Origin of the sequence: Burkholderia sp. LA-2-3-30-S1-D2 (genome assembly GCF_001523915.2) — a bacterium.
Lineage (GTDB): Bacteria > Pseudomonadota > Gammaproteobacteria > Burkholderiales > Burkholderiaceae > Burkholderia > Burkholderia diffusa.
Genome location: NZ_CP013383.1, coordinates 1,786,684 through 1,799,147, shown reverse-complemented (window position 1 = coordinate 1,799,147; position 12,464 = coordinate 1,786,684). Strand labels below are relative to the sequence as shown.

Below are 12,464 nucleotides of genomic sequence, written 5' to 3'. Positions count from 1 at the left end.
CGGGAAAAGCGACTCACGGGGCAACGCCAGGCGCGACGCGGCCCGTAAATCTTGCCTGGATCACCCATCGTTTAACCATTCGAAACAATGTGTTCACCGAAAAGGGCATGATCTCCGGCAATCGGGCAGGCATACTGTCGCCTATGTTGCTCAATGCCGTCGAATCGACGTGCGCTTGCCTCCCATGTCCATCCCTGTACCTTTTCGATCCCTGCGAGGGTTGACCATCGCGGCCGCTGCATGCTTGCTCGCCGCGTGTTCGACCGCTTCCGACGTGACCACGACGTCGAACCCGAACGTCTTCACCGTGACGACGCGCACGCTCGGCGTGTCGACGACGTGGGCCGACGCCCATGAAAAAGCCGTCAACGAAGCGACCAACTATTGCACGCAGCGCGGCATGCGCGCGAGCCTGAAGCAGGAGTCCGTGACCGGCGGCCGCCGCGTCGACGCGCGCTCGGAACTCGCGTTCGAGTGCCATCCGACCTTCGAGACGGCGTCGAACCCGCGCGGATAAGCGCCGCGTCGCCCGTGCGGCCGCGGCCTGCGCGCCCGCGCTGCTCCGGAAGTGAATCGACCCGCGGTGCCATTGATGGGCATCGCGGGTCGGCGCACGTCCGTCGGCCGCGTTACGCGGGGTGCGCTTCGTACAGCTTCACGCAAGCGGAGAAGTCGAGCGTGCCGAGCCCCTGCTGGCTCATCGACTGATAAAGCTGCTGCGCGAGCGCGCCCATCCACACCGGTTGCCGTGCGCTGCGCGCGGCTTCGGTCGCGAGCCCGAGATCCTTCAGCATCAGGTTCGCGGCGAAACCGCCCGAGTAGCCGCGCGCGGCGGGCGCCGCGTCGTTCACGCCCGGGTACGGGTTATATGCGTCCGAGCTCCAGCAGCGGCCGGTCGACGTGTTGATGATGCCGGCCAGCACGGCCGGATCGATGCCGAGCGCGGCGCCGAGCGCCATCGCTTCCGACACGCCCATCATCGAGATCCCGAGCAGCAGGTTGTTGCAGATCTTCGCGATCTGCCCGGTGCCGGTGCCGCCGCAGTGCACGACGTTCTTCCCCATGTCGAGCAGTACCGGGCGGATGCGCTCGAACAGCGCGCCTTCCGCGCCGACCATGAAGGTCAGCGTGCCGGCCTGCGCGCCGCCGGTGCCGCCCGACACTGGCGCATCGGCGAGCGGGAAGTCGCGTTGCGCGGCGGCGTCGGCCACTGCGCGCACGGTGCCCGGATCGATCGTGCTGCAGTCGACGAACGTTGCGCCGGCGCGCGCGCCGGCCAGGACGCCGTCTTCGCCGAGATAAACCGCGCGCACGTGCTGCGCGGCCGGCAGCATCGTGATCACCAGCGACGCGCGGGCGGCCGCCTCACGCGGCGACGCGGCCGCCGTCGCGCCCGCGCGCGTCGCGGCGTCGACTGCGTTCGCGTCGAGGTCGAACACCGTCAGGGCGTGTCCGGCCTTGAGCAGGTTGGCGGCCATGGGGCCGCCCATGTTGCCGAGTCCGATGAATGCAATTTCCATGTACAGGCTCCAGTGTCGACCGGACTTGGCGCTTTAGCGCCTAGTCCGGTCCCATGCTTCGCGGTCGACCGGACTTGGCGCTTTAGCACCTAGTCCGGTCCCATGCTTCGCGATCAACCGAACTTGACGCTTCAGCGCTTGGTCCGGTCCCATGCTTCGCGATCGACCGAACTTGACGCTTCAGCGCTTGGTCCGGTCCCATGCTTCGCGGTCGACCGAACTTGGCGCTTCAGCGCTTGGTCCGGTCCCATGCTTCGCGATCAACCGAACTTGACGCTTCAGCGCTTGGTCCGGTCCCATGCTTCGCAATCAGCGCAGCGCGATCGTCGTGTTCACGCCGCCGGCCGTCGCGTCGTCGTCGAACCAGCGCGCGGTGACCGTCTTCGTCTGCGTGTAGAACTGCACGACCTGCTTGCCGTACGGGCCGAGATCGCCGAGCTTCGAGCCGCGCGAGCCGGTGAAGCTGAAGTAGGGGACCGGCACCGGGATCGGGATGTTGATGCCGACCTGGCCGACGTCGATCTCGCTCTGGAACTTGCGCGCGGCCGCGCCGCTCTGCGTGAAGAGGCCGACGCCGTTGCCCATCGGGTTGCGGTTCACGAGCGCGATCGCTTCGTCGAGCGTGTCGACTTCCATCACGACCACCACCGGCCCGAAGATTTCTTCCGTGTAGATCGACATGTCGGTCGTCACGCCCGAGAAGATCGTCGGGCCGACGAAGTTGCCTTGCTCGTAGCCGGGCACCTTCACGTCGCGGCCGTCGAGCAGCAGCGTCGCGCCTTCCTTCACGCCCGCGTCGATCAGCGACAGGACGCGCGCCTTCGCCGCCTTCGACACGACCGGGCCGACGTCCGTGCCGGATTCGGCGCCGGCGTTGACCTTCAGCGCCTTCGCCTTTTCGACCAGATCGGGCAGCCAGTCGCGCGCGTGGCCGACCAGCACGACGACCGACGTCGCCATGCAGCGCTGGCCGGCCGCGCCGAAGCCCGCGCCGACCAGCGCGTTGATCGACTGCTCGCGATGCGCATCCGGCAACACGACCGCGTGGTTCTTCGCGCCCATCATCGACTGCACGCGCTTGCCGTGCTGGCTGCCGAGGTTGTACACGTGCGTGCCGACGCGCGTCGAGCCGACGAACGAGATCGCCTTGATGTCCGGGTGCGTGCAGAGGCGATCGACCACCGTCTTGCCGCCGTGCACGACGTTCAGTACACCTTGCGGCACGCCGGCCTCGATCGCCAGTTCGACGAGCTGCATCGTCGACAGCGGATCCTGTTCGGACGGCTTCAGCACGAACGTGTTGCCGCACACGATCGCCATCGGGAACATCCACAGCGGGATCATGCCGGGGAAGTTGAACGGCGTGATGCCCGCGCACACGCCGATCGGCTGGCGCAGCGTGTAGGTGTCGACGCCGCCCGCGACGTTCTCCGCGAATTCGCCTTGCTGCAGCGTGCCGATCGAGCATGCATGCTCGACCACCTCGAGGCCGCGGAAGATGTCGCCCTGCGCATCGGGCAGCGTCTTGCCCTGCTCGGCCGTCAGCGTGTGCGCGATCCGTTCGAGATTGCGGCGCACCAGATCCTGGAACTTCAGCATGATGCGCAGCCGCGCGCCGATCGGCGTCGTCTTCCAGGTCTGGAAAGCGCGCTGCGCGGACGCGATCGCGGCATCGACCTCGTCGAGCGTCGCGTACGGCACGCGGCCGATCACTTCCTGCGTCGCGGGGTTGACGATGTCGCCCCATTCGGCGCTTTGCGAATCGACGAACGCGCCGTCGATCAGCAGCTTGGCGGTGGGCAGGGCGAGGGTGGTCTGGGGAACTGCGGCGTTCATGGAACTCTCCGGGAAACGATGGTGCGACGAAAAAGGGGTGGCTTGCGTCCGTCGCGCGTGCAGCCACGGCGGACGGCAAGTCGTATGGAAAACCGGGTAAAAACGGGCCGGCGTGCGTCGATGCGTTATGTACGTGCCGGCCGCATCAGTGCGGTACACACGAGCGCGAACACACCGAAGCCGACGAGGTACGCGATCACGTAGTGCGGCTGGCCGCCGCCGGCCTTGAGCAGCGACGTCGCGATCATCGGCGCGAAGCCGCCGCCGATCACGCCGGCGAGCTGCACCGACAGCGAGATGCCGCTGTAGCGGATCTCCGCGGGGAACTGCTGCGCGAACAGCAGCGACTCCGGTGCATAAAGAATCGGGAACACGACGCCGAGGCCGAGCACGATCGCCCACCATGCGTACGACGTCTGCTGCGTGCCGAGCATCAAGAAGAACGGTGCCGCGAACGCGCACATCAGCACGAGGCCGATCGCGAACATCCGGCGCTGGCCGATGCGGTCGCTGAGATGCCCGCACAGCGGCATCGTGACGAGCGACAGCGCCGCGCCGGCCGTGATCGCGTGCAGCATTTCGGCCTTCGGCAGATGCAACTGCTGCGTTGCATAGGCGAGCGCGAACGTGACGACCATGTAGAACCACGTGTTCTCGGCGGCGCGCGCGCCGACGATCGTCAGCACCTCGCGCGGATGGCGACGCAGCGCGGCCGTCACCGGCGACTTCTCGGCCTTGCCCTGGCGCTGCATCTTCTCGAAGTCCGGCGACTCGGGCACCTTCGCGCGGATGAACCAGCCGAGGCCGACGAGCGCGATGCTCGCGAGGAACGGCACGCGCCAGCCCCACGACAGCATGTCGGCTTCCGGCAGCGCGGCCACCGCGGCCATCGCGACCGACGAGAGGATCAGCCCGAGCCCGACGCCCGTTTGCGGCAGGCTGCCGAACAGCCCCTTGCGACCCTTCGGCGCGTGTTCGACGGCCATCAGCACCGCGCCGCCCCATTCGCCACCGACCGCCATCCCCTGCAGGAAGCGCATCGCGATCAGCAGGGCGGCGGCCCAGTAGCCGATGCGGTCGTACGACGGGATCAGCCCGATGATCATGCTCGGCACGCCCATCAGCAGCAGCGTGATCATCAGCATCGACTTGCGGCCGATGCGGTCGCCGAAGTGGCCGAATACGATGCCGCCCATCGGCCGCCCGATGAAGCCGACCGCGAACGTGCCGAACGCGGCGAGCGTGCCGACGACGGGGTCCAGCGACGGGAAGAAGATGCGGTTGAACACCAGCGCGGCGGCGGTGCCGTAGAGGAAGAAGTCGTACCACTCGATCGTGGTGCCGGCCATGCTGGCCCAGCCGGCCAGCAGGTAGTGCCTCGCGGTGCGGGCGGGGGCCGGCGTCGCGACGGCTGCATGCTCATCGAGGGTGGATCGTGTCTGCATGGTGTCTCCGTATTTTTTGCCCGCGGCTCATGGTCCGCAGGTCACGGTCGAGTATAGTTATGCGCAGATCCACAATGTACCGACAAGAAAACCGGTTGGATGTGCATTTATGCATATCGACGGCCGGCCCGGAGATTCCTGTCTTTTTTCCCGCAGATGCGACACGCCACCGAGCCGGTTTCCGGCAACCTGAACTGGGACGACCTGCGCTTCTTCCTCGAAGTCGCCCGCACGCAGCGCGCGAGCGGGGCGGCGAAGCGTCTCGGCGTCGACTACACGACCGTCGCGCGGCGCATTCGCGCGCTCGAGGCCGCGATGGGCACGCTGCTATTCGACAAGTCACGCTCCGGCGGTTTCACGCTGACGGCCGAGGGGCAGCGGCTCGTCGCGTATGCGGATGCGATGGAGACGACCGTGCAGTCCGCGTGCGACCAGGTCGCGAATACCGGCGAGGCGTTGTCGGGCCACGTGCGGATCGGGTCGACCGAAGGGTTCGGCTGCTTTTTCCTTGCGCCGCAGCTTGCGCGGTTTCGCGTCGAGCACCCGCACGTGACGGTCGATCTGCTGCCGGTCCCGCATTTCGTCAACCTGCCGAAGCGCGAGGCCGACCTGGCGATCACGCTCGAGCGGCCCGAACGCGGGCCTTACGTGGTCACGAAGCTGTGCGACTACCAGTTGCGGCTCTATGCGACGCGCGACTATCTGGCGAACCACGCGCCGATTACCTGCACCGACGATCTCGCGCACCATGCGTTCATCAGCTACGTCGACGATCTCGCGTTCAGCAGCGAGCTGCTGTACCTGGAGCGCGCGGTGCCCGGCGCGACCGCCGGATTGCGCACGACGAGCGTGATCGCGCAGGTGTTCGCGGCGTTGCAGGGCGGCGCGCTCGCGATCCTGCCGTGCTTCATGGCGGCCACGCAGCCGGCGCTGGTGCCGGTGCTGCCGGACGACGTGGTGGTCACGCGGTGCTTCTGGCTGACGTGTCGCGAGGACCTGCGCAAGCTGCGCCGCGTGACGGCGCTGTGGGATTACCTGCGCGCGGCGGCGGACGCGAATCGGGCATTGCTGATGGGAGAGTCGGAGCAATTGCGATTCGTCGGGGATTGAGCGCGGCGGTGCGTCACGGGCCAACCGTCCCGTGTCGATCAGCTACGACGACGAACGTAACCGGGCCGCGGTGACGCTTGCACGTTTACGTCGCGAACGCCATCCGGGCACCTGGCCGTGCGTCAACCCGGACAACCGAGCCGGTCCGCGAGTTCGTGCAGGTCCTTGACGTCGAAATCCCACGCGCCGTCGGCTTTCAGATCCGTCGTCTGGTTCGGCCCGTGTTCGGTCGGCCGCAGCACGAACGCGGTCGCGAGCCCCAGTTGCCGCGCGGCGGCCAGATCGCCGTTGTGCGCGGCGACCAGGCACAGCTCGGCCGGCGCGACGCCCAGAATCTCGACCGCTTCGGTATAGACCTTCGGCGACGGCTTGTACGCGTGCGCGACTTCGGCGCCGAGAATCGCGTCCCACGGCAGGCCGCCGTGTTTCGCGACGTCGACCATCAGCCGGATGTTGCCGTTCGACAGCGGCGCGATCATGTAGCGCTGTTTCAGCCGCTGCAGCGCCGCGACGGAATCGGGCCATGGATCGAGCCGGTGCCACGCGAGGTTGAGCGCGTCGATCTCCGCGTCGGGCACGCCGTCGATCCCGTAGCGGTCGAGCGTGCGCACGAGGTTCTCGCGATGCAGTACGTCGAGCCGCACGTAGCGCCTGCGCCCGCTGCGGATTTCCTCCATCGACGGCGAATATTCGCGGCGCCATGTATCGGCGAATTCGAACGGATCGCGATCCGGCGCATGGCGCGCCAGGAACGTGGCGGCTTCGCGCGCGACGCCGTTTCTCCAGTCGACGATCGTTCCGAACACGTCGAAAACGAGCGCCTTGATGTCGGCAGGGTTCGTCATGGGATTCCGTGCAGGTCGGTCGGGGGAGGCGATGCGCGGCGGGGTGGCAACGCGCGACGCCGGTTCGAACGACATTGGAGCACGTATCCGCGAACGCGGCTGGCCGTGTCGTCGCGAGTGAAGCGCGCGGTGCGGCATCGAAGGTGCCTGGGAGGGGGGGCACGGCGTCAGACGCGGATCTCGGGGCCGCGCTGGAGGCGGCTTACCCGTCGGCGAGCTACCCGCCCGGGCCGACCGGCTCGGGCGGGTCAAGTCACGCAGCGCGCGCTTGCGGCCGCGACGCGTATCGGGTCCGCGCCGGAATCAGTTCTTGTCGTACGCGAACTGGATGCCTGCGGTGCCGCCGGTTTCGATGAACAGTTTCATGAACGCGGGAACGGTTTCACTGCGCGCCCAGTCGCGCTGCAGCTCGCAGAACAGCTGCGCGACGCTGATCATCTGGCCGCCGGCCTGCTCGATGCGACGCAGCGCGGCCTCGTGCGCGGCGACCGACGTGCCGCCGACCGCGTCGACGACCACATAGACTTCATAGCCGGCCTTCAGCGCGTCGAGTGCCGGGAAGGTCAGGCATGCCTCGGTCCACAGCGCGGTCATGATCAGTTTCTTGCGGCCGGTGGCCTCGACGGCCTTGCGGAACTCGACGTCTTCCCACGAGTTGATGCTGGTGCGGTCGTAGGTCGGATAGCCTTCGAGCGCGGCGCGCAACTGCGGGATCGGCGGCTTGTTCAGGCCGGTCTTCACGTTGACGGTCGAGTGGACGATCGGCAGGTTGTACGCGACCGCGGCCTTCGATGCGCCGACGATGTTGTTGATCAGCAGCTGGCGATCCATCGACGCGATGGAGTTCACCTGGACCGGCTGGTAATCGATGACGATGAACGCCGCGTTCTGCGGGGTGAGCAGGTGGTCGTTCGCGGGATCGCGAATCGGTTCGCTTGCCATGGTTGCCTCCAGAGACAGAGCAGGAAGTGGGAGAAATCCCGACGGTCCGGGGGAGTGCCGCCGTGGCGTCGGGATCGTCGTCGCGGCGGTACGCCCGTGCCGTCGCAGACGTCCGATGCGGCTGCACGGCGGCCGAATGCTGCCGGCTTGGCCATCGTATAACGATGCTATTCGCGCAACAAACTGGTTTCCAGCCCCTTAAAATGCCGTCAGTGTTCTATGGGTGGAACAATCATGGATGACCTGAACGACCTCTACTATTTCGTGAAGGTGGTCGAGCACGGCGGATTCACGCAGGCGGGGCGCGTGCTGAATGTCCCGAAGTCGACGCTGAGCCGGCGCATCGCCGCGCTGGAAGCGCAATACGACGTGCGGCTGCTGCAGCGGACGACGCGTCATTTCACGGTCACGGAAACCGGCCGCGAATTCTACGAGCGCTGCCTCGCGGTGCTGGTCGAAGCCGACGCGGCGCGCGAGGTGATCGAGCGCCGGCACGCGGAGCCGCGCGGGATCGTCCGGGTGAGCTGCCCGACCGCGCTGCTCGAATATCGCGTGAGCGAGCTCATCGCGCGCTTCATGGCGATCCATCCGGCGGTGCACGTGCATCTCGAAGCGACGAACCGCCGCGTCGACCTGTTGAGCGAAGGCTTCGACCTGGCGCTGCGCGTGCGTTTCCCGCCGCTGGAGGACAGCGACCTCGTGATGCGGATCCTCGGCGACAGCCCGCAGCGGCTGGTGGCCGCGCCGCAGTGGCTGAACGGGCGCGCCGTGCCGACCGAACCGGCCGAGCTGGCCGGCGAACCGAGCCTCGATTGGGGGCCGCCGCGGCATCATGTGTGGCAACTGATCGGGCCGAACGGCGAGCAGGCGCAACTGCGCCATTACCCGCGCTACATCTCCGACGACATGCACGCGTTGCGCGACGCGGCGATGCACGGCGTCGGCATCGTGCAGCTGCCGTGCATGGTCGTCGAGGACGCCCTGCGCGACGGCACGCTGATCGACGTGCTGCCGGGGTGGGCGCCGAAGGGCGGCGTGATTCACGCGGTGTTTCCGTCCCGGCGCGGGCTCCTGCCGCGCGTGCGGTTGCTGATCGACTTCCTCGCCGAACATATCCGCAAGGACTGACGGCGGCGCAATCATCTGACGAATCGGGTTCCGGCGGCAGGCCGGCCGCGACCGCGCGTAAGCACTGATGCGCAGCGACGCGCAGGGCTGCACGGATTGGTGTTAAATGTATTTTGGTGCGCATCAGGGGCGCGCCGGAATGGGGACGCACCGGGGTCGCTAAGCCCGGCGCGGAAAACGGCACGAAGCATCGCTCACGAATCGGGCGCATCAGACCCGGTCGAACTGACGGCAGGATTCAGCTTGAATACCGAACCGCAAAGTTCTCGCTACAGCCTCGGCCTCGCGGCGGAAGTGCTCGCGTCCGAGCAGAGCGTGCTGAGGCTGATCACGCGCAACACACCGCTGCCGGAACTGCTCGTCGAAGTATGCCGGCGCGCCGAGGCACTGCTCGGCGACGGCGCCTCGTGCACGATCCTGCTGCTCGACGCGGACGGCGTGCACGTGCACGTCGGTGCCGCGCCGTCGCTTCCCGCGCAGTACAGCGCGGCGATCGACGGGGCATCGATCGGGCCCGCCGCGGGCTCGTGCGGCACGGCGATGTACGAGCGGCGGATGATCGCCGTCGAAGACATCGAAACCGATCCGCTGTGGGCCGACTTTCGTTCGCTCGCGTTGCCGCTCGGCCTGCGTGCGTGCTGGTCGGTGCCGTTTCTGGACGACTCGGGCACCGTGCTCGGCGCGTTCGCCGTCTATCACCGCACGCCGCGGCGGCCCACCGACGCGGAAACCGACCTGTTGCGCGATATCGGCAACAGCGTCGGCCTCGCGGTGCATCAGGACTCGATCGCGCGGCAGCTCGTGCGCAGCGAGGAACATCACCGCCTGGTCGTCAACAGCCTGAACGAAGGGATTCTCGTCGTGTCGCCCGACGGCGTGGTGGTCGCGAGCAATCCGAGCGCGAACCGGATGATGCGCGTGAAGGGCGACCTCGTCGGCCGCCGCCTGTCGACGGTGATCCTGTACAAGCTGTACGAGGACGGCACGCCGGTCGCGCCCGACGACTGGCCGAGCCGGCGTGCGTTCACCACGGCCATGCCGCAGCTCGACTACACGGTCGGCTTCGGGCTCGCCGACGGCGACGTCATCTGGGTGCGCGGCAACGCGGTGCCGATCGTGAAGCTGGGCGAGACGCAGCCCGAATCGGTGCTCGTGTCGTTTCACGACATCGGCCCCGTGCGCGAAGCGCAGCAGCAACTGCGCTACCTGGCGACGCGCGATGCGCTGACGGGCCTCTACAACCGGCGCTGGCTCTCCGACCGGATGCGCGAGCTGTTCGGCGCGCGCGATGCGGCGGCAGGGGCCGCGCGTGTCGCGATCCTGTTCATCGATCTCGTCGGCTTCAAGAAGGTCAACGACACGGCCGGGCACGACGCCGGCGACACGCTGCTGCGCAGCGTCGCGGCGCGCCTCGCGGCCTGCGGGGGCGGGCGCCATTCGCTCACGCGCGTCGGCGGCGACGAGTTCGTGATCCTCGTCGACGATTGCGACGATCCCGACGCGCTCGCCGTGCTCGCGCGCGAGGTGATCGACACGATCGCGAAACCGTTCGCGATCGCGAACAACGAGTATTGGCTCGGCGTGTCGATCGGGATCAGCGTCGCGCCGCGCGACGGCGACGATGCGGCCACGCTGATGCGCAACGCCGATTCCGCGATGTACGACGCGAAGCAGCGCGGCCGCAACCACTTCACGTTCTTCACCGCGCAGTTGAACCTGCGCCTGCAGCGCCGCTTCGCGATCGAGCAGTCGCTGCGGCGCGCGATCGCCTCGGATGCGCTGCGGCTGGTCTACCAGCCGGTCGTCGACGCGCGCAGCGGCCGCACGGTCGGTGCCGAAGCGCTGCTGCGCTGGACGAGCCCGGAGCTCGGGCCGATGTCGCCTGCGGAATTCATCCCGGTCGCGGAAGATTCCGGGCTCATCGTCGCGATCGGCCAGTGGGTGCTCGAAACGGCCTGCCGGCAGGCCGCCGAATGGCGCCGCACGATCGCACCCGACCTGATGCTGTCGGTCAACCTGTCGCCGCGGCAGTTCCACGATGGGCTGGTCGAATCGGTCGACCGCTGCCTCGAACAGACGCGGCTCGATCCGGGCGCGCTCGAACTGGAGATTACCGAAGGACTGCTGATGAACGACACGGACACGGTGCTGCCGATGCTCGAGGCGCTCACGGACATGAACGTGCGGATCTCGGTCGACGACTTCGGCACCGGTTATTCGTCGCTTGCGTACCTGAAGCGTTTTCCGCTGCACAACCTGAAGGTCGACCGTTCATTCGTGTCGGGCGTGCCCGATCATCGCGACTCCGTCGCGATCACGCAGGCCGTCGTCGCGATGGCGCATTCGCTCGGGATGAAGGTCACGGCCGAAGGCGTCGAGACCGAGGCGCAGTCGTGGTTCCTGCAGCAGATCGGCTGCGACATGCAGCAGGGTTACCTGTTCGGCAGGCCGCTCGATCCGGCCGACTACGCACGCCGGCTCGTCGCCGTCTAGGGGTTCACGCGAAACCGCCGCCGTCCGGTGGGGTAGCGGGAGCCGGCGGTGCGGGCGGCGCATCGACCTCGACGCGATTCTTGCCGTCGTGCTTCGCGCGGTACAGCGCGCGATCGGCCGCCTCGATCAGCGACGTCGTCGGCAGGCTGGCGGCCGGCACGATGCTCGCGCCGCCGATGCTGATCGTCACGTGGCGACCCGTCGACGAATGCGCGTGCTCGAGCCGCAGCGACTCGACCGCGAGGCGGATCTTCTCGCCGAGCAGCCGCGCGGCGCCCGGCGACGTGGCCGGCATCACGACCGCGAACTCCTCGCCGCCGAAACGCGCGGCGAGATCGCCGGACTGCCCGAGACAGCGTTCGATGGTGGCCGCGACCTGTTTGAGCACGCCGTCGCCCGACACGTGGCCGTACGTGTCGTTGTACAGCTTGAAGTTGTCGACGTCGATCATCAGCAGCGACAGCTCGCTGCGCTCGCGCGTGCCGCGCCGCCATTCGGCGGCCAGATATTCGTCGAGATAGCGGCGGTTCGACAGCCCGGTGAGGCCGTCCGAATGCGTGAGGCGCCGCAGCTCGAGATTGGCCTCCAGCAGTTGCTGCTGCGATTGCCGCAGCGCGCGATAAGCCTCGTCTCGCTGAAGCAGGTTCATGTACGAGCGCGAGTGATAGCGGATCCGCGCGATCAGCTCGATGCGGTCCGGCAGTTTCACGAGGTAGTCGTTCGCGCCGGCCGCGAACGCGGCGCTCTTGATCACCGGCTCTTCCTGCGTCGACAGCACGATGATCGGCACGTCGCGCGTCGCCGGATTCGCGCGGTACGCCTTCACGAGGCTCAGCCCGTCGGTGCCGGGCATCACGAGATCCTGCAGGATCACGGTCGGCCGCGTCTCGATCGCGGTCGCCAGCGCGTCGTCCGAGCGCGGGCAGTAGTGGAAGTCGATGCCGTCCTCGTCGACGAGCGCGCGCCGGACGGCTTCCGCGACGATCGTCTGGTCGTCGACCAGCAGGACCATCGCGGGGGCGTCGGCATGCGGCGCAGGTGTCGCGTGCGCGGCGTCGAACGCCGCATGCAGGCCGCCGGGCGCGCGGGTGAAGTCGCTAGTCATGATTGATGCAGGGTTGCGCCAGGGCAGCGATGGGTGTGAC

Annotated in this window: 10 protein-coding genes; 4 read left to right on the top strand and 6 right to left on the bottom strand. The window is 67.8% G+C overall.

Annotation, left to right across the window (positions count from 1 at the left end):
* Positions 1 to 184 precede the first annotated feature (184 nt).
* Positions 185 to 517 carry a hypothetical protein gene (locus WS66_RS08205; RefSeq protein ID WP_059524879.1) on the top strand — a complete coding sequence of 111 codons (333 nt, stop codon included), beginning with the start codon at positions 185 to 187 and terminating at the stop codon, positions 515 to 517.
* 112 nt (positions 518 to 629) lie between these two features.
* Here WS66_RS08205 and mmsB read toward each other — a convergent pair whose 3' ends face one another.
* The 3 genes from mmsB to WS66_RS08190 all read right to left on the bottom strand — a co-directional run bounded on the left by mmsB (position 630) and on the right by WS66_RS08190 (position 4,801).
* A complete protein-coding gene (gene mmsB, locus WS66_RS08200; protein ID WP_059598783.1) occupies positions 630 to 1,520 on the bottom strand; it encodes a 3-hydroxyisobutyrate dehydrogenase in 891 nt (296 codons plus the stop codon).
* 309 nt (positions 1,521 to 1,829) lie between these two features.
* Entirely contained in the window at positions 1,830 to 3,356 is a 1,527-nt protein-coding gene (locus tag WS66_RS08195; RefSeq protein ID WP_059598784.1) for a CoA-acylating methylmalonate-semialdehyde dehydrogenase, read from the bottom strand.
* A gap of 125 nt (positions 3,357 to 3,481) precedes the next feature.
* Positions 3,482 to 4,801, bottom strand: a complete 1,320-nt coding sequence (locus WS66_RS08190) for an MFS transporter (RefSeq protein WP_059598785.1) — start codon at positions 4,799 to 4,801, stop codon at positions 3,482 to 3,484.
* 156 nt (positions 4,802 to 4,957) lie between these two features.
* On the opposite strand from WS66_RS08190, the gene WS66_RS08185 reads away from it, so the two are divergent.
* A complete protein-coding gene (locus WS66_RS08185) occupies positions 4,958 to 5,911 on the top strand; it encodes a LysR family transcriptional regulator (protein WP_059598786.1) in 954 nt (317 codons plus the stop codon).
* A 122-nt stretch (positions 5,912 to 6,033) separates the two neighbouring features.
* On the opposite strand, the gene WS66_RS08180 is transcribed toward WS66_RS08185, so the two are convergent.
* Positions 6,034 to 6,756, bottom strand: coding sequence for a haloacid dehalogenase type II (locus WS66_RS08180; RefSeq protein ID WP_059598787.1), 723 nt, complete (start codon positions 6,754 to 6,756; stop codon positions 6,034 to 6,036).
* Between the two features lie 303 nt (positions 6,757 to 7,059).
* Positions 7,060 to 7,698 (bottom strand): hydrolase, encoded by a 639-nt coding sequence (locus tag WS66_RS08175; protein ID WP_059598788.1) that lies wholly within the window; start codon positions 7,696 to 7,698, stop codon positions 7,060 to 7,062.
* 234 nt (positions 7,699 to 7,932) lie between these two features.
* Between WS66_RS08175 and WS66_RS08170 the strand changes: the two genes are divergently transcribed.
* Entirely contained in the window at positions 7,933 to 8,826 is an 894-nt protein-coding gene (locus WS66_RS08170; RefSeq protein WP_059598789.1) for a LysR substrate-binding domain-containing protein, read from the top strand.
* 243 nt (positions 8,827 to 9,069) lie between these two features.
* Entirely contained in the window at positions 9,070 to 11,319 is a 2,250-nt protein-coding gene (locus WS66_RS08165; protein WP_059598790.1) for a putative bifunctional diguanylate cyclase/phosphodiesterase, read from the top strand.
* Between the two features lie 4 nt (positions 11,320 to 11,323).
* Here the strand turns inward: WS66_RS08165 and WS66_RS08160 are convergent, their stop codons facing one another.
* A complete protein-coding gene (locus WS66_RS08160) occupies positions 11,324 to 12,424 on the bottom strand; it encodes a diguanylate cyclase (protein ID WP_059598791.1) in 1,101 nt (366 codons plus the stop codon).
* Positions 12,425 to 12,464 lie beyond the last annotated feature (40 nt).

Excerpts from the sequence above, each read along its gene's own strand:
- WS66_RS08205 (WP_059524879.1), top strand. The coding sequence starts at position 185 with ATGTCCATCCCTGTACCTTTTCGATCCCTGCGAGGGTTGACCATCGCG.
- WS66_RS08190 (WP_059598785.1), bottom strand. The coding sequence starts at position 4,801 with ATGCAGACACGATCCACCCTCGATGAGCATGCAGCCGTCGCGACGCCG.
- mmsB (WP_059598783.1), bottom strand. The coding sequence starts at position 1,520 with ATGGAAATTGCATTCATCGGACTCGGCAACATGGGCGGCCCCATGGCC.
- WS66_RS08195 (WP_059598784.1), bottom strand. The coding sequence starts at position 3,356 with ATGAACGCCGCAGTTCCCCAGACCACCCTCGCCCTGCCCACCGCCAAG.
- WS66_RS08160 (WP_059598791.1), bottom strand. The coding sequence starts at position 12,424 with ATGACTAGCGACTTCACCCGCGCGCCCGGCGGCCTGCATGCGGCGTTC.
- WS66_RS08170 (WP_059598789.1), top strand. The coding sequence starts at position 7,933 with ATGGATGACCTGAACGACCTCTACTATTTCGTGAAGGTGGTCGAGCAC.
- WS66_RS08175 (WP_059598788.1), bottom strand. The coding sequence starts at position 7,698 with ATGGCAAGCGAACCGATTCGCGATCCCGCGAACGACCACCTGCTCACC.
- WS66_RS08180 (WP_059598787.1), bottom strand. The coding sequence starts at position 6,756 with ATGACGAACCCTGCCGACATCAAGGCGCTCGTTTTCGACGTGTTCGGA.
- WS66_RS08185 (WP_059598786.1), top strand. The coding sequence starts at position 4,958 with ATGCGACACGCCACCGAGCCGGTTTCCGGCAACCTGAACTGGGACGAC.